Source organism: Corallococcus sp. EGB (assembly GCF_019968905.1).
Lineage (GTDB): Bacteria > Myxococcota > Myxococcia > Myxococcales > Myxococcaceae > Corallococcus.
Window position 1 is genome coordinate 7,169,495 of sequence record NZ_CP079946.1, and the last position, 19,593, is coordinate 7,189,087.

Consider the following 19,593-nt stretch of genomic DNA (forward strand, 5'->3'; position numbering starts at 1 on the left):
TCCCCACCCTAGCGCTTGAGCGCGCGCTCGATGCGGCGGCGCAGGCCGTCCTCGGACAACATGCCGCGCTGCGCGTCGATGACCTTGCCGTCCCGATCCAGGAAGTAGAGCGTGGGCAGCGCGTTCACCTGGAAGGCCCGCGCCATGTCGTCGTCCGCGTACACGACGTAGGGACGCAATTCCGGCTGGAAGCGCTGGAGGAAGTAGTCCACCTCCTGCGGCGCCGTGGAGCCCTCGTCCCGGCTGGCCGCCACGAAGATGAGCCCCTGGGACTCGTACTCCTTCGCCAGCTTCACCAGCGAGGGCATCTCCTCGCGGCAGGGCGGGCACCACGTGGCCCAGAAGTCGAGCATCACCACCCGGCCCTTCAGGTCCGACAGCGTCAGCGAGCCGCCCTCGTGCTTCTTCAACTGGAAGGCCGGCGGCGACGCCCCGTCCGGAACGAGCCGCGCCCGCTGCGCCTCGCGCACGCCCAGGAACGCCAGCGCCGCCAGCCCCAGCACCGCCACCACCGCCAGCGCCGTCTTGGCCTTGTCCCCGCGCGCGCTCGGCGCCGGCGGCGAGCCTTCCGTCCCGTCCTGCTGTGTCATCCGCGTTCCTTCCGTGTCAGGCGGTCGTGCACCCGCGTCAGGGCCCAGCGCACTCCGGCCCGCACCCGCGGCCGGCGCACCACCCACGCCGCCAGCGGCGGGCCCCAATGATAGTACCCGTCGATGAACCCCTGGCCGAGCCGGCTCTTCCGGAGCACGTCGTCGCGGAAGGCGCGGAAGGCCGTCAGCTCCGGCGCGCCCTCGCCGAAGGCCGCCGTCGCCACGAAGCAGGACGACGCGGGGCTCACCCACATCAGCTTGCCGTTGGTGAGGTTCACCACGACCTTCAGCTCGCGCTGCTCCGTGTAGAGGAAGGACAGCAGGTCGCGCCGGGCCGCCGGGAACTCCTGCCCGCCCGCCTCCTCGAAGTCGATGCGCGTGGTGACGGCGCTGCCCACCTCGTCCACCGTGAAGCGGTAGCGCTTGGAGCTGCGCCGGTGCTCCACCTCCAGCCCCTTCAGTTCGCCGAAGTAGGCCAGGAAGGGCACCCGGCACGCCGGGCAGACGAACCGGTGGTAGGCGTGCGTCGGGATGAAGGCGTAGTCGCCCATCCGCTTGCAGCCCGTGTTGGGGCACACCAGCCTCACGGTCGCCTGGGCCGCGTTGCGGGGGTCGTAGCGGGACACGCCCGTGCCCTTGTCGAACACCGGCGGCGGCCTCGGCGGCGGGCCCACCATCTGGCGCGTGGGGTGCGCGGCCCGCTCCAGCTCCTGGGCCTTCCGCCACGCCAGCTCCGCCGCCTCCAGCCGGCCGTCCGCGGTGTGCACCAGCGCCTCCGCGTGCGCGCGCAGGGCCGCCACCAGCCGGTCCACCAGCGGCGACACCGCCGGCTCTCGCGCCACCGCGAAGGCCTCCGCCAGCACCCGCTCCATCTCCGGCAACAGCGCCTGGGCCGCCTTGCGCGAAGGGTCCTCCGCCCGCCGGTACACCGGGGGCTCCGGCAGTTTCGCGAACAACGCCGAGGCCTGGGCCCGCACGCGCTCCAGCGCCGCGTCCCCGCGCCCCACGTCCAATCCCGCCGCCCGCGTCTGGGCGGCCCTGATGAGTTCTTCGGGCTGCAAGCGCGTGGACCTTAAGGGCCCGCCAGCCCCCTGTCAGCGACTGCCACCCGCCCTGGTCCGGAAACTCGCCATCCGCCCCAGACCGATGTAAGACGACGTAGGAGGATGTGAATCATGGGCGTGTTGAAGTTCCTGGTCTGGACGACCTGCGCGGTGGGCCTGGGCGTCTTCCTGGCGCGGGGCAAGGTGGACGGCCGTTCGCCGCTGGACCACCTGGAGCGCACCTGGAAGCGGACCGTGAACCCTTCCACGATGGACAAGGTGAAGGGCAGCGTGGAGGACGCGCTGGAGGACGCGAGGGGCGCCGTGTCCCAGAAGTCCGCCAACGCGGCCGCGGGCCCGCGCGAGCGCATCACCGCCGAGGACCGGGCGGCCATCAACGACATCATCGCCAAGAAGAAGTAGGCGCCTTGGTAGGGACCCCACCCTCGCGGGCCGGTTGCTGATCGCCCGCGTCCCCCACTTCCCCCCGCTCGCCCCCGTGCCTAGGTTGCGCCGGGGCATTGGGTGGACGGCGGTGGGAAGGCGGGGCCCATGGGTTGGAAGCGGTTCGGGGGCTGCATCAGGGTGGCGGCGCTGGCGTGCGCGCTGGGGACAGCGGGGAGCGCCGGGGCCCGCACGCCCGGGAAGCTGTGGCTGGAGGCGCAGAACCGCGCCGTCTCCCGTCAGCACTCGAACATCAGCGACGTGGCCCGCAGGGCCATGCCGGCCGTGGTGTCCATCACCACGCGCCAGGACAGCGCGGAGGTGGCTCCAGGAGAAGAGCCCCAGCGCGGCATCGGCTCCGGGTTCATCATCCATCCGGACGGCTACATCCTCACCAGCGCGCACGTGGTGGACGGGGCCTCGGAGGTCACCATCTCCATCCGCAGCGCCAACGGCTACGTGGAGGAGTTCCCCGCCACCGTGGTGGGCGAGGACGAGCGCACGGACTGCGCGCTCCTCAAGGTGGACACGCCCCGGAAGCTGCCGGTGTTGAAGCTGGCGTCCGCGTCCCACGTGGGCATCGCGGACTGGGTGGTCGTCATCGGCAACCCGTTCGGGCTGGCGCACTCGGTGACGGTGGGCGTGGTGAGCTACGTGGGCCGCACGGACGTGACGCCCAACGGCCGCGACGGCGACTTCGACTACCTCCAGATGGACGCCTCCATCAACCCGGGCAACTCCGGCGGGCCGGTGCTGGACCTGCACGGCGACGTGGTGGCGGTGGCCAACGCCGTCAACGTGTCCGGCCAGGGCATCGGGTTCGCCATCCCCATCGACATCGCGAAGACGGTGATTCCGCAGCTCAAGGCCCACGGGCGCATGCGCCGCGGGTGGATGGGCATCAGCGTGCAGGACTTCTCCCCGGAGGTGGCGCAGGCCTTCAACCTGAACCCGCGCGGCCGGGGCGTGGTGGTGACGGACGTGGTGGAGGACGGCCCCGCGGCCCGAGCAGGCCTGCGCACGGGCGACGTCATCCTGAACATGGACCGGCTGGCGGTGGAGCGGGCGCACACGCTGCGCTGGCAGGTGGCCGCGCGCGGCGTGGGCCAGCAGATCCGCCTGCAGTTGCGCCGGCTGGGCCGCCCCCTGACGGTGAAGGTGAAGCTGGAGGACCTGCCCCTGGTGGAGGCGCCTCCGTCCACGCTGGCCTCGGGCGGAACGCCGGGCGAGCGGGCGGCCGGGGCGCGCTCCGTGCTGGAGGATCTCCTCTCCCCCGTCCCCCGTGACCGGACGGGCCGGGCGGGCGGTCCCCGGGAGCAGGAGGACGGCCTGGCCGCCCCCTGACGGATGGGGCCTCCAGGGCCCTGGCGGGTCTCCAGCCTCCTTGCGTTCCGCGAAACCCGGCGATACACCGTCCGCCTTCACATCGTGGCGGATCCACCTCCTGGTGGCGCCGCGGGTTTTCAAAGCATCGTTTCGCAGGAGAGTCCGTACCATGGCCGAGGCCACCCAGACGACGAAGCTCACCCATTGGCCGCGCACCGCCAAGGGCGGCGGCAAGAAGGCGTGCACCGTTGAGGGCTGCAAGCGCCCCTACCGCGCCAAGAGCTACTGCTTCTTCCACTTCAAGAAGTGGCGCCAGGGCGAGCTGCCCCACTCGCGCTACCGCGTGTGCTCCAAGCCGGAGTGCCGCGCCAAGGTCGGCCCCAAGGCCGGCCTGTGCGAGAAGCACTACGCCGAGACCTACAAGAAGGAAGCGGCGGCCTAAATCGCCTCAGGCTGTTCGCGTGGCGCCGGCCCCCCGCCTCACCCGCGGGAGGTCCCCGGCGCCACCGCGCGGCCCAGGTGCTTGAAGGCGTTGAGCCACAGCTCCGCCTCGCGCTGGGTCAGCCGCGCACGCATCAACGTCCGCTCCAGCTCATGCAGCACGTGCTCCGGCGCCTGCGGGTTGAGGAAGTCCGCCGCCAGCATCGCCGCGCGCATGCGCCCGCTCAGCGCGTTGAGCGTCCCCAGCCGCGCGCCTGCCTCCGCTTCCGGCGGCTGCGCGGGCCCTGACGTCAGCCCCTGCCGGTGGCAGAGGTACAGGAGCACCGCCGAGGACTGCGCCAGGTTCATGGACGGCTGCACGTCCGAGGTGGGGATGACGAGCAGGTCCTGGCAATGGGTGAGGTCCTCGTCGGACAGCCCGCGCTGCTCGCCACCGAACAACAGCGCCACCCGCCCCCGCCGGCTCTCCTCCGCCAGCCGACGCGCCGCGTCCTCCGGGCTCAAGGGCGTGCGCTTCTCCACCTGGGTGCGCGACGTGGTGCCCACCACGTACACGCAGTCCTCCAGGGCGGCCTTGAGGTCCGGCGCGACACGCATGCCCGCGAGGATGTGGCCGCCCTTCACGGCCATCTTCTCCGCGGCGCTGAAGTCCTGGACCACGGGCTCGGAGAGGACGAGACGTTCGAAATCGAAGTTCGCCATGACCCGGCACACCGCACCGAGGTTGTCGGGTGAACGGGTCTGATGAAGGACGACGGTCAGCTCCGCACCTGGACGCATGCACCTGAGTTTAGCTGGTGGTGCGTCAGCGTGATCGGTATATTCCCGCTGATGCGTCGCTGGGTCCCTGGCCTGCTCCTGTCGCTGTCGCTGCTCACCACCGCGTGTGACGGCACGGGCGCGCCCGTGCGCTCCTCGCTCACGGCGCGGCAGGCGCTCAGCAGTTCGCCAGAGGTGGTGGAGTTCGAGTCCACGGCCGTCCGCCTGGAGCTCTTCCGGGACATCGCGCGCCAGTCGGAGCTTCAGGCCGGCCAGTCCGCGCAGGGCGTGGCGCTCTTCCCCATCATCCAGGGCAACGAGTTCGTCGCGGCGCCGGGCTTCGAGTCCCGCGCGGACCTGCTCCAGCCGCCGGACGCGGGCAGCGGCCTCCAGTTCGTCTTCGACGCGCGGACGGGTGACCGTTGGCCGGAGGACCGCCGGGAGAGCCTGCAGGGCCTGTCCGAGCGCGAGGCCGCGGAGCTGGTGGCGCGCACGCTCCTGGCGCTGTGGAACATCCAGCCCGAGGGCGCGGTGCGGGTGGACCGGGCCGCGGGCGCGCCGTATGCGGTCGCCTACGTGGACGGCATCCTGCGGATCAACCCGGCGTTCCTCTATCTGGCAACGGCCTACGGTCCTGCTTCCATGGCGGCGGGCCTCCAGTAGAGTCGCGCGCCTCATGAGCTGGCCCCGCTCGCGCCGCCTTCCGGCGGTCAGTGGCCGGGGCCGCGAGGCGCCTCCGACGTGAACACCTCCGCCCTCCACGCGCAACTCACCCACACCCTTCGCCAGACGGACCTGCCGTCGCTCGGCACGCCCTACAAGGGCAAGGTTCGCGACACCTACCGCAAGGGCGACACGCTCATCCTCGTGACGAGCGACCGCCTCTCCGCGTTCGACCACGTGCTCACCACCATCCCCTTCAAGGGCGAGGTGCTGAACCGCCTGGCGGCCTTCTGGTTCGACCGCACGAAGCACATCGTCCCCAACCACGTGCTGGACGTGCCGGACCCGAACGTCACCGTGGCGCGCGCCTGCCAGCCCTTCTCCGTGGAGGTGGTGGTGCGCGGCTACCTGACGGGCAGCCTCTGGCGCGACTACCAGAAGGGCACGCACACCGCCTACGGCGTCCCCTTCGCGCAAGGGCTGCGCAAGGACAGCGCGTTCGAAGCGCCCATCCTCACGCCGTCCACCAAGGCCGAGTACGGCCAGCACGACGAGCCCATCTCCGAGGCGGAAATCCTCTCCCGCGGGCTCGCAACGCCGCGCGACTGGGCCCGCATCACGGAGGCCGCCCGGGGCCTGTTCCTGGAGGGCCAGAAGTGGGCGCGCACGCGCGGCCTCATCCTGGTGGATACGAAGTACGAGTTCGGGAAGGTGGGTGACGCGCTCTACGTCATCGACGAGATGCACACCCCGGACTCCAGCCGCTACTGGGTGGCGGACGAGTACGAGGCACGCTTCGCCAGGGGCGAGGACCAGAAGATGTTGGACAAGGAGAACATCCGCCAGTGGCTCATCCGCGAGCGGAACTTCTCCGGCCACGGCGCGGTGCCCGCCATCCCGGACGACGTGCGCGTGGACCTGGCCACCAAGTACGTGGCCGCCTACGAGCGCATCACCGGCACGTCCCTCGCGCTGACGCCCGGGGACGTGCACTCGCGCATCGAGGGGCACCTGCGGGCGAAGGGCTACCTCTAGGCCCCTCGCCCGTCAGCGCCGCGCGGGTGTTCAGCTCGCGCGGCCGAAGACGCGCTGGAACACCGCGTCCATCTGACGCGTGTGGTAGCCCGGGGAGAAGCAGTCGGCGATCTCCTCGGGCGTCATCATCTTGAGCAGGTCCGCGTCGTTGAGCAGGGCCTGCCGGAAGTCCACGCCCTCCTCGAACATCTTCATCGCGTTGCGCTGGACGACGACGTACGCGGCCTGCCGGTCCATGCCCTTGCGCGCGAGCTCCAGCAAGAGGCGCTGCGAGTTCACCACGCCGCCCAGCAGGTCCAGGTTCTTCTTCATCTGCTCCGGGTAGACGCGCATGTTCTCCACCAGGCCCGCGAAGCGGTGGAGCATGAAGTCCAGCAGGATGGTGGCGTCCGGACCGATGACGCGCTCCACGGACGAGTGCGAGATGTCCCGCTCGTGCCACAGCGCCACGTCCTCCATGGCGCTCACCGCGTAGCCGCGAAGCAGGCGCGCGAGGCCCGTGAGGTTCTCCGACAGGATGGGGTTGCGCTTGTGCGGCATGGCGCTGGAGCCCTTCTGTCCCGGCGTGAAGGGCTCCTCCGCCTCGCGCACCTCCGTGCGCTGGAGGTGGCGGACTTCAACGGCGAACTTCTCCAGGCTCGCGCCCACCAGGGCGATGGCGGTGAAGAACTCCGCGTGCCGGTCGCGCTGCACCACCTGGCTGGAGGCGGGCGCGGGCTTGAGGCCCAGCTTCTGGCAGACGTGCTCCTCCACCGACGGCGGCAGGTGCGCGAACGTGCCCACCGCGCCGGAAATCTTGCCCACCGCGATGGTGTCTCGCGCGTGCAACAGGCGCGTGCGGCCCCGGCGCAGTTCGTCGTACCAGATGGCCAGCTTGTGCCCGAAGGTGATGGGCTCCGCGTGGATGCCGTGGCTGCGGCCCATCTGCAGCGTGTGCTTGTGCTCGAACGCGCGCTTCTCCACCGCGGCCATCACGCGGTCCATGCCCTTGAGCAGCAGGTCCAGGGAGTCGCGCAGGGTGAGGCCCAGCGACGTGTCCAGCACGTCCGACGACGTCATGCCCAGGTGCAGCCAACGGGCGCTGGGGCCCACGCGCTCCTCCACGAAGGTGAGGAAGGCGATGACGTCGTGCTTGGTGGTGCGCTCAATCTCTTCGATGCGCGCGGCGTCCGCCTCGGTGAAGTCACCGGCGCGGGCGAGGCAGTCCGTCAGCGCCTCCTTGGGGGCGAGGCCTTGCGCGACCATGCCCTCCAGCGCGGCGAGCTCCACGTCGCGCCAGCGGCGGTAGCGGGCGACGTCGGACCAGAGGGCGGCCATTTCGGGACGGCTGTAGCGTGGAATCACTCGTAGACCTTCACGGCAAAGTCCCGGCGCGCCGCGAACCGGAGCACTTCCAGCACGACGTCACAGGACGGACCTGACTGCTTCGCGGCGGTGAGGTTGACCGAGAGGTCCAGGCCTTCGGGCCGCGCCACCGCCAGCGCGCCGGGGTCGACCTTCTCGAGGATGATTCGGTTCGCCAGCCGCCCTGCCTGCTGCCCGAGCGCCACCGAGGCCGGCGAGAGAGCCAGCGTCGCGCCCTCCTTCACCTGGCTGGCCGTGAGCGCCACCAGCGGCACCTTGCGGGAGGTGCTGAAGGCGATGAGCGCCTGGACGACGGATGCGGTGCCCACGGTCTTGTCCGCAACCATCAACAGCCCGTCGACCTTCCCCGCCGCGCCCTCCAGCACCTCGCCCACCCGCTCCTGCGCCTCCACGGCCAGCGGGACGACGGTGAGGCCCAGGGCCGAGCCAGCGGAGCGGGCCTGCGCCACCGCGCCCGCCGAGGAGCGGGGGTCATGCAGGATGCCCACGCGCTTCGCGCCGGGAGCCACGGCCTTGAGCGCGGCCAGCTCCGGCCCGAAGTCGCTGGTGAGCGCGATGCCGGTGACGTTGGACGCCTCCAGGCCGTACTTCTCGTGGTACGGCACCATGGCGAAGAGGACGGGCACGTCCTCGCCCAGCGAGCGGCGCGCGGTGTTGGCGGCCAGCGGCCCCAGGGCGAGCACCAGCGCGGGCTTCTGCGCGGCCAGCAACTTGAAGACGCGCGCGGCCTCCGTGGGGCTCTCCTCCAGGGACAGCTCGGTGACGTCCGCGCGGGCCTCGGACGTGAAGCCGGCGAGGAAGGAGGCGTACGGCGCCAGGGCCGAGGACTTCACGGCCACCACGCGGGGCCGCGCGGGACTTCGCGGTGAGGCCTGCGCGAGGGCGACGGCGGGCAGGAGGAGCGTGAGGAGCGCGAGCCTCCGGAGGGTCGTCATTGCGGCACGTTCTGGCAGCAGCGGAAGCCCACGTTCGCGGCCTTGAACGCCGGGGCGGCGCGACGGCGCGCGGAGCACCGGGCGGTGTCGCCGGCCGTGTCGAAGGCGCCGCCCTTGATCAGCCGGTCCTCGGAGCCGGGGAGGTTGGAGGCGGTCCACTCGGCGGCGTTGCCGGACAGGTCCGCCACGCTGTAGGCGGAGCGGCAGGACGGGAAGGCTCCGGCCTGCGCCAGGGACCGCGCGGCGGCCGCATCCGTCGTGCCGGTGTTGCAGGCCGCCTGGGCCTGCTCCTCACCGGAGGAGAAGCGCGCGTTGCCGGGGCCCTTGCAGGCCTTCTCCCACTCATCCTCCGAGCACAGCCGCTTGCCGAGTCCCTCGCAGGCGGCCTTGGCGTCGAGCCACGTCACCTGCACACGCGGCTTCCTGCCGGGTTGATTGGGGAACTCGAATTCGTCGATGCAGAACGAGTCCACCATGACGCTCTCCATGGGCATCTCATCGGTGGAGCCGGATGCCTGCAGGTCCTCCGGGGACGTGCCCTTCTTGAAGCTGCCGCCGCTCACCGGCTTCATGCCGGCCGGACAGTGGAGCGTGTCGATGAGCGCGCCCGTCGCGGCGGCTGGCGCGGGCGTCCCGGGGACATGGCCATTCTTCGCGGCCTGGGACTGGCGCAGGCGCAGGTAGAGGTAACCACCGCCCGCGCCCAGCACGACGCCGGCCACCGCGAGGATGACCATCCACATCATGGAGCTGGGACCGGCGCGGGCGGGCTTCGCCTGCGCGGCGCGCGTCGTGGGGAGCGTGTGCAGCCCGGAGGTCGAGGGCGGCAGACGCCGCGCCGAGGAGCGGGCCCCTGACACGTCGGGAGGAGGTTCGCCCTTGCGGGAGCGGCCGCCCGTGGGGTTCTCGCCTTGAACGCTGGAGGAGCGGGCCGCCCCCTGGGCCGCCGGGGCCCGCGGGGCGCGAGGACCGGATGGGTCCGCCCCGCGCGGGCTCGCGGAGGACACCGCGCCAGAGGCCCGCGACGAGCGGCCACCGCGGCCGGAGGAACGGGACTCCGAGGGTTCGTCGTCATCCGAGCCCCGGCCGGACCGTGACTCCGCTGCGGATGCATCCGCGTTGCGGTGGCTGGGGCGGCTGTCGGAGGACTCACCGCCGCGACCCGAGCGCCCTTCGCTCACCGAGGATTCGCCGCGACCGTTGGAGCGCCCCTCGCCCGAGGAGGACTCGCCACGGCCGTTGGAGCGCAGGTCTCCCGAGGAGGACTCACCGCGACCGGAGCGTCCGTCGCCGGACGCGGCCTCGCCGCGGCCGTTGGAGCGAAGGTCGCCCGAAGACGCCTCACCGCGGCCACCGGAGCGCCCATCCCCCACGGAGGCTTCACCCCGGCCGTTGGAACGCGCCTCCGCATCACCGCCGCCACGGCCCTGGGACCGCGACTCGTCCGCGGAGCGGGCGCCACGGGACTCCGCCAGGAGTGACGGCTCCTCCGCCTTCGCGAAGATGCGCATCACGGGCTCGGCGGCCTTGGCCGGAGCCGCGCGCGGTTCATCCGGCGCGCGCGAGGCCGCACGGGCCTCCTGCTGCGTCGCGGCTTCGGCCCCCTGCCCCAGGAACCGCGGATCCTGCGGTGCCGCCTCCGCGCCCTTGCGGCCCGGCGCCGCCACCGCGCGCATCTCCTGCTGCGTCGCCGCGTCGGACACGGAGCGCGCTTCCGGCCCCGTGATGTAGTCCAGCGCCTGCGCGTTCGAGCCCAGGATGGCCGCCAGCGTCGCCGCGTCCAGCGGCTGCGTCGCATCCGGAGGCGGCTCCTCCTCCACGGCAGGAACGGGCGCGGCCGGCGTCGGGGCGCTCGCCACCGCCGGCAACATGCCCGTGGGCACCGGCGGCAACGGCTTGTTCGCCGCGCGCGCGGCCACCGCCGCCGGCGACAACACTCCCGCGGGCACCGCGCGCTGCCTGGACGCCGCGGCCGGGTGCTTCTGCACCAGCGCCGCGAACTCCGCGTGCAACTCACCGCCCGACCTCGGCCGGGCCAACGGGTTCATGTTGAGCGCGCGCCGGTAGAGGGACTCGAACGCGGGCGGCAGGTCCGGGTGCCGCACGGACACCTCGGGCACCCCGCCGTCCTCCGGCAGGAGCCCCGTCACCAGCTCCCCCACCAGCACGCCCAGCGAGTACACGTCCATGCGCGTGTCCAGCTCCGCGCCATTCACGTACTCCGGGGCGATGTACGCCGCCGCCCGGTGCCCCTTCTGCGCCTGCGCGAAGGGCAGGTGCGGCACCGCGAGCCCCAGTCCGTAGTCCGACACCTTCAGCATGTCCGGCAGGACGAAGACGTTCTCCGGCTTCACGTTCGAGTGCGGCCCGAAGCGGTGCGCCCCGTCCAGCGCCGCCGCCATCTGCGCCAGCAGCGGCTCCACTTCCTTCAGCGAGAACAGCTGCCCCTTCGCCGCGCGCTGCTCCATCATCCGGCGCAGGGTGACGCCTTCGAGCAGCTGCATCGTGAAGAAGGGCCGGTCCCCGTCCACGCCCTCCTCGTACACACGCACCAGGTTGGGGTGGTTGAGCTTCTTGCCCACCCGCATGGACAGCGCGAACTGCGTGCGCTCCTCCGGCTGCTGCACCAGCCGGGGCTGCACGACCTTCAGCGCCACCTCCACGTCAATGGCCTGGTCCTGCGCGCGGAAGACGAAGCCCAGCGGCCCCGCGCCCACCACTTCCTGGATGGCATAGCGGTCCGCGACGACGTCGCCCGGCCTGTACGGCGCGCCCTCCGTGCCCTTGCGGCGCGCCGCCCCCGCAGCCTGACGCGCGGCCGCGTCGAACTTCTGGCCACACGTGGCGCAGGTTTCACTCGTATCGGGGACATGGCTGCCGCAGCGGTAGCAGAGCAAAGCTGTGAAACTCCGGAACGGGGCCGCGGGGGGGCGGCCTCCCCGGCGGACGGCCGGGGGCCTCCATTCTGCCCGCTCCCAGGCCATTGAGGAACGACGTTGCGCGCCGGGCCCTAACGGCCCGTGGACCCGAAACCTCCGTCCCCCCGGGAAGTCGCCTCCAGCACCTCTACCTCCCGCAGCGCCGAGGCCGTCACCGGGGCCACCACCAGCTGGGCCACCCGGTCTCCCCGTCGCAGGGTGAAGGGGGTGTTGGACAGGTTGATGAGAATCACCTGGACCTCCCCCCGGTAGTCCGCGTCCACCGTCCCGGGGGAGTTGAGGCACGTCACCCCGTGCCGCAGCGCCAGCCCCGAGCGGGGCCGCACCTGGCCCTCGAAGCCCGGCGGAAGCGCGAAGGCCAGCCCCGTGGGCACCGCCATCCGCTCCAGGGGTTGGAGCACCCGCTCGCCGTCGATGTCCGCCCGCAGGTCCAGGCCCGCGGCCAGCTCCGTTTCGTACCGAGGCAGGGGCAGCGGGTCCGGATGCGAGCGCACCCGGCGCACGGGAACAGTCAGCCTGGCGTCCATGGTCCCGCCGTAACACGCACGCCGGCCCCCCTCTACTTCCTGGCCCTGGCCTCCGGCCCCGTCACAAGTCGGTCGCGCCGTCCACCATGCGCGGGGCGGTGCGGAACCCGAGCGGATCCACCGGCCGCGCGGCCAACTCCAGCTGGTAGTGCAGGTGCGGCCCGGTGGACCGGCCGGTGCTGCCCGACAGCGCGATGGCCTGGCCCTTCTCCACCCGTGTGCCCGCCTTCACCAGCAGTTCGGAGTTGTGGCAGTACGCCGTCGTCACGCCCCGCCCGTGATCCAGCACCAGCACGCGGCCGTTGACGGAGTCCTCGCTCGCGCGGCGCACCACGCCCGCGGCCACGGCCGTCACCGTCGTCCCCGAGCGCACCGCCAGGTCCACGCCGGTGTGCATCCGTCGCGTGCGCAGCGTGGGGTGGACGCGATAGCCGAAGGGGCTCGTCACGGGAGCGCTCTGCGACACCGGCCACCCGAGCATCAGCGCCGTGGACAGCGCCAGCGCCTGGGCCGCGCCCACGGCGGAGCCCTCGAAGCCCGGGGGCAGCTGCTTCGCGAGGCGCTCCAGGTTGAGCGCCCCACCCTCCGCCCCCACCCGCTCCAGCGCGAAGCGCGCGGGCACCCGCCCGACGAACACCGCCGTCACCCGCGCCTCCTCCGCAGGGAAGTCCGCGGCGAGCGCCTCCAGCAGCCTCTGGGTCGCCGCCGGTCCCGCCACCGGGTCCACCAGAGCCTCCGGAGCGAGGTTCAGCTCCCGGGCCAGCGCGAGCGCGGGCTCACGGGCCTTCGGGTCCAGGGCCTTCAGCGCGGCGTGCGTCCCCCACGCCAGCGCCTCCGCGCTCGTGGGCACCCGCGTGAGCAGCGCGGCGGGCAGCGCATCCGGGACGGGCACCGCCGTGCCGCTCACGCCGTCGTAGTAGGCGAGCAGCGGCCGGGCCGTGGTGCGAGCGTGGAAGGCCCAGGCGCCCGCACGCCGCAAGAGCGCGCCCGCGGGCGTGTGGTGGTACGCGCACCACACGCACAGGAGCGCGAAGGTGAAGTCCAGCAGTCCCCGGGCGCGTCGAGCGAACATGCGGCACAAGCCTCAGCGAAGGAAGGACAGCACCGGGGCCGCATCGCACGCCGCGGCCAGTCCCAGGGGCGCCACCACGAGGCACCCCAAGAGCCCGCGAGTCCACGCCCGCCGCAGTCCCGCCGCTTCACACGCCGCGTCCGCGTGTTGGAGGTTGCGAAGCACCGCGCGCCACCCCAGCGACAGGGAGACACCGCAAAGCGCCGCCACCGCCAGTCCCCGAGCCGCCCAATCCGAGGCGGCGTCGCCAAACAGCGGCCGCCACGACAGGTACACCGTCCCCTGGACGAGCCGCGCCACCGTGCAAGCCCCCGCGAGCACCACGCCGGCAGTGGCCAGGGGCCGCACCCATCGCATGGGAGCGGGCCGCCGCAAACAGCGCCGCACGAGCGCCTTCCACGACGAGGACTCTGAAGCGGGAGCCGTCACGGGACGCCAGGACTCCACGGGCCGGGCCGCGTCGGTCTCGCGATAGCCCAGCGCCGGCAGCGCCAGGAGCAGGTCCGCCGCCAGCTCCCAGCACAGGGCCAGCGCGCGCGCCAGCCGGGTGCGCGTCTCCAGCGACACCCAATCCACCATGGACGCGAGCGAGGGGAACTGCCCCACCCAAGCGTCGAACGCGGAGTCCAGCCGGTCCACCGCCGTGAGGATGCGGTCATCCAGCGTGTCCGCCGCCGCGTGCACGCCCACCGCGACCAGCGCGAGCAGCCCCAACGGCATGAACGCCCAGCGGAACGCCCCGAGGAACCGGGAGACATCCGTGAGGAAGCTGCTCGAAGGCTCCGAGGAGTGGGATGGGTGGACCTGCATGGAGCGCGCCTCCGGGCGGTCCCCCATCAACGCGGGAGGCCCTCCCCGGGTTTTAAGCGTCCCGTCCCCCAGGACGAAAACACCCCCTGCCCCCATCCTGAGCCACCCTGGCGCGGCCAGGGGCCGAAACGAAGGACCTGCTGCGCGCTCCCGCGCCACGCGCTCCGAACCGGTCCGAGCGTCGGACAGGTTTCCGCCGCTCGGGCGGAGCGGAAGCACTCCAGCCACGGCGGTGAGAGACCCCTCCGTGCGAGTGCGTCAGCGCGGCAGGTCGGCCACGGTTCTCGAAACCTGTCCGACTGTCGGACAGGTTCCCAAGATGCGCCGCCGACGAGGTCCCCTGCCCCGCAATGACAACGCCCCGCCCCTTCGCGCCCGGAGGCGGAAGCAGACGGGGCGTCTTTTCCGGAAGCGGCCCTCCTCACGGAGGGCCGCTACGCGGGGGCCGGACTCAGGCCTTCGCGTCCGGCGTGGTCGTCACCGGGGCGGCGACCGCGGGGGGCGTGCCCTGCGCGTTGGCGCGCTCGGCCATGGCCTCCTTGCGCGACAGGCGGATCTTGCCCGTCTTGTCGATGCTGACGACCTTCACCAGCACCTCGTCGCCCTCGCTCAGCACGTCCGACACGCTCTTCACGCGCTTGTCGGACAGCTCGGAGATGTGGATGAGGCCGTCAGTGCCCGGGAACAGCTCCACGAAGGCGCCGAACTCGGCGATCTTCCGCACCGTGCCCGTGTAGATCTTCCCGATCTCCGCCTCTCGCGTGAGCGCCTGGATCATCGCGATGGCCGCCTTCACCGCCTCGCCGTTCGCGCTGGCGATGTCCACGCGGCCGGAGTCCTCGATGTTGATGGCCGCACCCGTGCGGGCGATGATGTCCTTGATCACCTTGCCGCCCGGCCCGATGACGTTCTTGATGAACTCCGGACGGATCTGGATGGTCGTGATGCGCGGCGCGAACTGGCTGATCTCCTTGCGCGGCGCGTTCAGCGTCTTCGCCATCTCCGCCAGGATGTGCTCGCGGCCCTGACGCGCCTGCTCCAGCGCGCGGCTCATGATCTCCGTGGTGAGGCCGGTGATCTTGATGTCCATCTGGATGGACGTGATGCCCTTGGACGTGCCGCAGACCTTGAAGTCCATGTCGCCCAGGTGGTCCTCGTCACCCAGGATGTCGGACAGGATGGCGATCTTCTCACCCTCCTTCACCAGGCCCATGGCGATGCCCGCCACCGGCGCCTTGATGGGCACGCCCGCGTCCATCAGCGCCAGCGTGCCACCGCACACGGACGCCATGGAGGACGAGCCGTTCGACTCCAGGATCTCGGAGACCAGGCGCACCGTGTACGGGAACGAGTCGCTGCCCGGAATCATGTTGCGCAGCGCGCGCTCCGCCAGGGCGCCATGGCCGACCTCGCGACGGCCGGGGCCGCGCAGGGGCTTGGTCTCGTTCACGCTGAACGGCGGGAAGTTGTAGTGCAGCATGAAGCGCTTGAAGGCCTGGCCGCTGAGCAGCTCCAGCCGCTGCTCGTCCTCGCTGGTGCCCAGCGTGACGACCACGAGCGCCTGCGTCTCGCCGCGGGTGAACACCGCGCTGCCGTGCGTGCGGGGCAGCACGCCCACCTCGTTGGTGATGGGGCGCACCACGTTGTGCGGACGGCCACCGATGCGGCCACCGTTCACCGTGATTTCACGCATGTGCTCGTACTTCAGGTCCTCGATGACCTGCTTGGCGTGCTTCTCCACCTGCGGGGTGAAGGCCTCGCCCAGCTTCTCCTTCAGCGCCGCGACGGCCGCCTTCTTCGCCTTGGAGAGCGCCTCGTAGCGGGCCGCCTTCTCCTTGATGGCGTAGCCGGCCTTCACGCCCTCCATCGCCAGCTCGCGGACCTGGTTGCGCAGGCCCTCGTCGATGGTGGGGAGCTTCTCGTAGGCGCGCACCTGCTTCTTCAGCTCCGCGCGCAGCTGGTCCTGCAGGTCCAGCGCGGGCTGGGCGTTCTGACGGCCGAACTCCAGCGCCGCCACCATGTCCGCCTCGCTGACCTCCTCCGCGCCACCCTCCACCATCACGATGGCCTCGCGGCTCACCGCCATGACGAGGTCCAGGTCGCTCTGCTCGCGCTGCTTCGCGGTGGGGTTGGCCACGAACTGGCCGCCCACGCGGCCCACGCGGATGCCCGCGATGGGGCCGTTGAACGGGATGTCCGACACCCACAGCGCCGCGGAGGCGCCGGTGATGCCGTGGATGTCACCCTCGTTCTCCGGGTCCGCGGAGATGACGGACGCGATGACCTGCGTCTCGTAGGCGTAGCCTTCCGGGAACAGCGGGCGGCAGGAGCGGTCCACCAGACGGGAGGCCAGCGTCTCCTTCTCCGTCAGACGGCCCTCGCGCTTGAAGTAGCTGCCCGGGATGCGGCCCGCCGAGTACAGCTTCTCCTGGTACTCCACCGTGAGGGGCAGGAAGTCGACGTCCTTCTTCTCCCGCGCGCTCACCGCGGTCACGAGCAGCATGGTGTCGCCGTAGCGGACCACCACCGCGCCGTCGGCCTGCTTGGCCAGGCGGCCCGTCTCGATGCTCAGCTCGTTCTCACCAATCTTGACGCTCTTCTTCAACATGTCGTGTGGCCTTCCGTGCCTGCTTCGCGTGCGAGGACCCTTTGACAGGCGCGGCCCGCCCACATGCGTGGGGCGGAGGCCGCCCGTAAAGGGGTCCTCTGGGAATGAGCGGTCGCCAGGGCCTGAAGCAGGCACATGCCAGACGAACGCTGCCTGTACTGCGGAAACGGGCTCCGTTGCGGAGCGCCGGAGGGATGGACCAGACCTCTTGATCCCTGATCACACCCGCCCACCTGAAACGTCAGGTCGGCCGGTCTGAACGGAAACCAAAAGAGCCCGCCTCCACCACTCCCTCGCCCGACTCCTTCGCCTGCGTCCGCGCTTCGTGTTGAACCACTGCTGCTTCAAAAAACCGTGCTGCCCAAATGCGCGGGGCGCTGGTGATGTGCCAGCGCCCCGGGTGCTGCTCGAGGACTACTTGCGGATGCCGAGGCCCTCGATGAGCTTCTTGTAGCGGGCCACGTCCTTGGACTTGAGGTAGTCCAGCATGCGGCGGCGCTGACCGACCAGCTTCAGCAGACCGCGGCGGGAGTGGTGGTCCTTCTTGTGGGTCTTGAAGTGCTCGGTGAGCATGTTGATGCGCTCGGACAGCAGCGCCACCTGCACCTCGGGCGAGCCGGTGTCGGACTCGTGGGTGCGGAACTTCGTGACCAGCTCGCTCTTGCGCTCCTGATGCAACGACATGGGCTTCTTCCTGAATCCCGCTCCGGGGTGACTGCTCGTGCCGCCTGGGTCCGCGGAGGGGTACAGACCCGGCCACATGGTCCTACTAACGAGCGGGCCGCTTATAAGCTTCACCCCCTGGGGGGTCAACCTTCGCCGCCCGTCCGTCCGCCCTTCGGGGGGCGTGACAGTGCGAAGACGTACAACCGGCACCCGGCATCCATTCCGCCCCCACCCGGGGAGAGCTCCCGGGCCGAGGCCTCGTCCAGGGCCATGTGCAGGTAGGGGCCCCCCGCGTCGCCGCCGTCGCCCGCCAGCAGCTTCTGGGTGCGCGGGTACAGCCGCAGGAGCGCCTCCACCACGTCGCCGATGTCCGCCGTCGCGGGCACGCCCAGGGACAGCTCGCGCCGCCCGTCGAAGGCGCCGCGAAGGCCCGGGGCCACGCTCACGGAGATGTCATGGGTCCGGGAGGCCACTTCAGACGAAGACCCGCAGGTAGCGAAGCCGCCCGCCCACCACTTCCGCCATGGCGAGCAGCGCGTCATCCGGGCCCAGCACCCGCACCCGGCCCGGCACGGGGGCGACCTCCACGGGGACGCCGTGCGACACCCGCCGCGCCTCCTCCGCGTTCACCCGGACCGCAGGCAGGTCCGTCAGTGACTCCGCCAGCGACACCAGCCGCCCGGCCACGGCCTCGCGGGGCAGCGAGGCCAGGTCCCCCAGGGGAATCGCCCGCGCCAGCGTGAAGGGGCCACTCATGGTGCGCCGCAGCGCCTCCAGGTGCGCCCCGCAGCCCAGCGCGCGGCCCAGATCATACGCCAGCGTGCGCACGTAGAAGCCCTTGGAGCACCGCACGGACAGGGTCAGCCGGTCCGCGGAGAAGTCGCGCAGCACCAGCTCGTGGACGGTGACGGTGCGGCTCGCCCGCTCCACCTCTGCACCCGCGCGCGCCAGCTCGTACAGCCGCTTCCCGGCCACCTTCACCGCCGAGTACATGGGCGGCACCTGTTCGAAGGTGCCCCGGAACCGGGCGAGCACCGCCTCCAGGAGCGGGGCGGTGAGCGGGGGCACCGGGGCCTCCGCGGTGGGCTTGCCCTGGGCGTCCTGGGTGTCCGTCTCCACGCCCAGCCTCACCACGGCGTCGTAGGCCTTGTCGCCCTCCGTGATGATGCCGGCGACCTTGGTGGCCTCTCCCAGGCACACCGGCAGCACGCCGGTGGCCATGGGGTCCAGCGTGCCCGTGTGGCCCGCCTTCTTCACCTTCAGCAGGCCGCGCACCTGGCGGACCACGTCGAAGGACGTGGGGCCCAGGGGCTTGTCGATGACGAGAACGCCGTCCATGAAGCGGGGCCTACCAGCCTTCCTTCCCGCGCACCTCGCGCAGGAGCCGGTCGATCTTATCGCCCTCGCCCACGGACGCGTCGAAGGCGAAGAAGATTTCCGGCGACACGCGCAGGTTGACCGCGGACGTCACCTCGCGGCGCACGAAGCCCTTGGCCGCGTCCAGGCCCTTCTGCGTGTCCGCCTTCTCCTGGTCCGTGCCCAGCATCGAATAGAAGACCTTCGCCACCCGCAGGTCCGGCGACACCTTCACGCCGGTGATGGTGATGAAGCCGATGCGCGGGTCGCGCAACTGCCCCCGCGTCAGCAGGTCGCCGATGGCCGCCTGAATCTCCTGCCCCACCCGCTCGGGTCGTGCATGCGTCGTCATTTCTTCTCCCAATCTCGCGGGTTGCGCAGCGCCCGGGCCTTGGCCCGTGCGTCATCCAACGTCAGCGTTCCACCCTCACCCGTGGAGCGGGCAGGCCCGGGCCCGGGGCCCGCGCCCTCGTGCCGCTGCTCCCACGCGCCCAGCCCCTCCGCCTCCGCCAGGGAACGGTCGCTGCGCAGGAAGCGCGCGATGGCCGCCTCCGTGTGCGCGTGCGCGTCCTCGGGGGACAGGTGGGCGTCCTCGGCCTCCGGTTCGGGGACCCGGACCGGCGCGCGGAAGGCGCCCCCAGGGCCCTTGTCGGAATAGAGCTGGTCCCCGAAGGCGAGGACCTCCGTCTCCCGGGCCATCAGCGGCGCGACGTACATCTCCTCCACGAAGTGGATGATCTTCTCCAGTTGCTCATCCACGTGCCGGCGGTCGTTGCCCACCACGGCCAGGGCCACCGACGCCTTCTGCCAGAGGTCCTGGTCGTCCACTTCCGCGACGGCCACGTTGAAGCGGGCCTTCACCCGGTCCGTCACCCGGCGGAGCACCTGCCGCTTGGACTTCAGCGAAGCGCTCTCCGGAATCTGGAGGGTGAGGCGTGCGACTCCCACGAACATAGAGGTCCCCCGGGCCGGCGGCCGCCCGGGCGCAGCACCTGCGCCCAGGCTCCGTCGCGT

Annotated in this window: 20 protein-coding genes; 5 read left to right on the forward strand and 15 right to left on the reverse strand. The window is 71.7% G+C overall.

Annotated features, from left to right (window positions below):
* Window positions 1-8 precede the first annotated feature (8 nt).
* Both KYK13_RS29100 and KYK13_RS29105 read right to left on the reverse strand, forming a co-directional pair.
* Complete coding sequence (locus tag KYK13_RS29100; RefSeq protein WP_223636178.1) at window positions 9-590, reverse strand: TlpA disulfide reductase family protein; 582 nt, start codon at window positions 588-590, stop codon at window positions 9-11.
* Complete coding sequence (locus KYK13_RS29105; RefSeq protein ID WP_223636181.1) at window positions 587-1,651, reverse strand: CFI-box-CTERM domain-containing protein; 1,065 nt, start codon at window positions 1,649-1,651, stop codon at window positions 587-589. Before KYK13_RS29105 ends, KYK13_RS29100 begins: the two co-directional genes overlap by 4 nt.
* 114 nt (window positions 1,652-1,765) lie before the next feature.
* Between KYK13_RS29105 and KYK13_RS29110 the strand changes: the two genes are divergently transcribed.
* The 3 genes from KYK13_RS29110 to KYK13_RS29120 all read left to right on the forward strand — a co-directional run bounded on the left by KYK13_RS29110 (window position 1,766) and on the right by KYK13_RS29120 (window position 3,845).
* Window positions 1,766-2,056, forward strand: coding sequence for a hypothetical protein (locus KYK13_RS29110; RefSeq protein WP_223636184.1), 291 nt, complete (start codon window positions 1,766-1,768; stop codon window positions 2,054-2,056).
* A 129-nt stretch (window positions 2,057-2,185) separates the two neighbouring features.
* Window positions 2,186-3,421 (forward strand): S1C family serine protease, encoded by a 1,236-nt coding sequence (locus tag KYK13_RS29115; protein WP_223636187.1) that lies wholly within the window; start codon window positions 2,186-2,188, stop codon window positions 3,419-3,421.
* A 151-nt stretch (window positions 3,422-3,572) separates the two neighbouring features.
* On the forward strand, window positions 3,573-3,845 hold the full coding sequence (locus KYK13_RS29120) for a vegetative protein (protein WP_223636190.1): 273 nt from the start codon (window positions 3,573-3,575) through the stop codon (window positions 3,843-3,845).
* A 38-nt stretch (window positions 3,846-3,883) separates the two neighbouring features.
* Here KYK13_RS29120 and KYK13_RS29125 read toward each other — a convergent pair whose 3' ends face one another.
* Window positions 3,884-4,624 carry an RNA methyltransferase gene (locus KYK13_RS29125; protein ID WP_223636193.1) on the reverse strand — a complete coding sequence of 247 codons (741 nt, stop codon included), beginning with the start codon at window positions 4,622-4,624 and terminating at the stop codon, window positions 3,884-3,886.
* A gap of 51 nt (window positions 4,625-4,675) precedes the next feature.
* On the opposite strand from KYK13_RS29125, the gene KYK13_RS29130 reads away from it, so the two are divergent.
* Window positions 4,676-5,266: a hypothetical protein gene (locus KYK13_RS29130; RefSeq protein ID WP_223636196.1), complete on the forward strand. Its 591-nt coding sequence runs from the start codon at window positions 4,676-4,678 to the stop codon at window positions 5,264-5,266.
* 78 nt (window positions 5,267-5,344) lie between these two features.
* Window positions 5,345-6,301 carry a phosphoribosylaminoimidazolesuccinocarboxamide synthase gene (locus tag KYK13_RS29135; protein WP_223636199.1) on the forward strand — a complete coding sequence of 319 codons (957 nt, stop codon included), beginning with the start codon at window positions 5,345-5,347 and terminating at the stop codon, window positions 6,299-6,301.
* Between the two features lie 30 nt (window positions 6,302-6,331).
* Here the strand turns inward: KYK13_RS29135 and purB are convergent, their stop codons facing one another.
* The 12 genes from purB to KYK13_RS29195 all read right to left on the reverse strand — a co-directional run bounded on the left by purB (window position 6,332) and on the right by KYK13_RS29195 (window position 19,533).
* Entirely contained in the window at window positions 6,332-7,645 is a 1,314-nt protein-coding gene (gene purB / locus KYK13_RS29140; protein ID WP_223636202.1) for an adenylosuccinate lyase, read from the reverse strand.
* A complete protein-coding gene (locus tag KYK13_RS29145) occupies window positions 7,642-8,601 on the reverse strand; it encodes an ABC transporter substrate-binding protein (protein ID WP_223636205.1) in 960 nt (319 codons plus the stop codon). Before KYK13_RS29145 ends, purB begins: the two co-directional genes overlap by 4 nt.
* Window positions 8,598-11,498, reverse strand: coding sequence for an SUMF1/EgtB/PvdO family nonheme iron enzyme (locus KYK13_RS29150; protein ID WP_223636208.1), 2,901 nt, complete (start codon window positions 11,496-11,498; stop codon window positions 8,598-8,600). The genes KYK13_RS29145 and KYK13_RS29150 overlap by 4 nt, the downstream gene beginning before the upstream one ends.
* A gap of 113 nt (window positions 11,499-11,611) precedes the next feature.
* Window positions 11,612-12,067 (reverse strand): dUTP diphosphatase, encoded by a 456-nt coding sequence (dut, locus tag KYK13_RS29155; RefSeq protein ID WP_223636211.1) that lies wholly within the window; start codon window positions 12,065-12,067, stop codon window positions 11,612-11,614.
* A gap of 61 nt (window positions 12,068-12,128) precedes the next feature.
* Entirely contained in the window at window positions 12,129-13,139 is a 1,011-nt protein-coding gene (locus tag KYK13_RS29160) for a M23 family metallopeptidase (RefSeq protein WP_223636213.1), read from the reverse strand.
* 12 nt (window positions 13,140-13,151) lie between these two features.
* A complete protein-coding gene (locus KYK13_RS29165; protein WP_223636215.1) occupies window positions 13,152-13,949 on the reverse strand; it encodes a hypothetical protein in 798 nt (265 codons plus the stop codon).
* A gap of 451 nt (window positions 13,950-14,400) precedes the next feature.
* Window positions 14,401-16,557 carry a polyribonucleotide nucleotidyltransferase gene (pnp, locus tag KYK13_RS29170; protein WP_223636217.1) on the reverse strand — a complete coding sequence of 719 codons (2,157 nt, stop codon included), beginning with the start codon at window positions 16,555-16,557 and terminating at the stop codon, window positions 14,401-14,403.
* 414 nt (window positions 16,558-16,971) lie between these two features.
* Window positions 16,972-17,241 carry a 30S ribosomal protein S15 gene (gene rpsO / locus KYK13_RS29175; protein ID WP_014398807.1) on the reverse strand — a complete coding sequence of 90 codons (270 nt, stop codon included), beginning with the start codon at window positions 17,239-17,241 and terminating at the stop codon, window positions 16,972-16,974.
* Window positions 17,242-17,366: 125 nt separating this feature from the next.
* The gene (locus KYK13_RS29180) at window positions 17,367-17,669 is read right to left on the reverse strand and encodes a hypothetical protein (RefSeq protein WP_223636219.1); all 303 of its coding nucleotides are present in this window, start codon (window positions 17,667-17,669) and stop codon (window positions 17,367-17,369) included.
* 28 nt (window positions 17,670-17,697) lie between these two features.
* Window positions 17,698-18,561 carry a tRNA pseudouridine(55) synthase TruB gene (gene truB, locus KYK13_RS29185; RefSeq protein ID WP_223636221.1) on the reverse strand — a complete coding sequence of 288 codons (864 nt, stop codon included), beginning with the start codon at window positions 18,559-18,561 and terminating at the stop codon, window positions 17,698-17,700.
* A gap of 10 nt (window positions 18,562-18,571) precedes the next feature.
* Window positions 18,572-18,931 (reverse strand): 30S ribosome-binding factor RbfA, encoded by a 360-nt coding sequence (gene rbfA, locus KYK13_RS29190; protein ID WP_223636223.1) that lies wholly within the window; start codon window positions 18,929-18,931, stop codon window positions 18,572-18,574.
* On the reverse strand, window positions 18,928-19,533 hold the full coding sequence (locus KYK13_RS29195; RefSeq protein WP_223636225.1) for a DUF503 domain-containing protein: 606 nt from the start codon (window positions 19,531-19,533) through the stop codon (window positions 18,928-18,930). Before KYK13_RS29195 ends, rbfA begins: the two co-directional genes overlap by 4 nt.
* Window positions 19,534-19,593 lie beyond the last annotated feature (60 nt).

Coding starts and splice junctions, on each gene's coding strand:
- rbfA (WP_223636223.1), bottom strand. CDS start 18,931: ATGACGACGCATGCACGACCCGAGCGGGTGGGGCAGGAGATTCAGGCG.
- truB (WP_223636221.1), bottom strand. CDS start 18,561: ATGGACGGCGTTCTCGTCATCGACAAGCCCCTGGGCCCCACGTCCTTC.
- KYK13_RS29160 (WP_223636213.1), bottom strand. CDS start 13,139: ATGTTCGCTCGACGCGCCCGGGGACTGCTGGACTTCACCTTCGCGCTC.
- KYK13_RS29145 (WP_223636205.1), bottom strand. CDS start 8,601: ATGACGACCCTCCGGAGGCTCGCGCTCCTCACGCTCCTCCTGCCCGCC.
- KYK13_RS29165 (WP_223636215.1), bottom strand. CDS start 13,949: ATGCAGGTCCACCCATCCCACTCCTCGGAGCCTTCGAGCAGCTTCCTC.
- KYK13_RS29130 (WP_223636196.1), top strand. CDS start 4,676: ATGCGTCGCTGGGTCCCTGGCCTGCTCCTGTCGCTGTCGCTGCTCACC.
- KYK13_RS29110 (WP_223636184.1), top strand. CDS start 1,766: ATGGGCGTGTTGAAGTTCCTGGTCTGGACGACCTGCGCGGTGGGCCTG.
- KYK13_RS29100 (WP_223636178.1), bottom strand. CDS start 590: ATGACACAGCAGGACGGGACGGAAGGCTCGCCGCCGGCGCCGAGCGCG.
- dut (WP_223636211.1), bottom strand. CDS start 12,067: ATGGACGCCAGGCTGACTGTTCCCGTGCGCCGGGTGCGCTCGCATCCG.
- rpsO (WP_014398807.1), bottom strand. CDS start 17,241: ATGTCGTTGCATCAGGAGCGCAAGAGCGAGCTGGTCACGAAGTTCCGC.
- KYK13_RS29120 (WP_223636190.1), top strand. CDS start 3,573: ATGGCCGAGGCCACCCAGACGACGAAGCTCACCCATTGGCCGCGCACC.
- KYK13_RS29125 (WP_223636193.1), bottom strand. CDS start 4,624: ATGCGTCCAGGTGCGGAGCTGACCGTCGTCCTTCATCAGACCCGTTCA.
- KYK13_RS29115 (WP_223636187.1), top strand. CDS start 2,186: ATGGGTTGGAAGCGGTTCGGGGGCTGCATCAGGGTGGCGGCGCTGGCG.
- pnp (WP_223636217.1), bottom strand. CDS start 16,557: ATGTTGAAGAAGAGCGTCAAGATTGGTGAGAACGAGCTGAGCATCGAG.
- KYK13_RS29195 (WP_223636225.1), bottom strand. CDS start 19,533: ATGTTCGTGGGAGTCGCACGCCTCACCCTCCAGATTCCGGAGAGCGCT.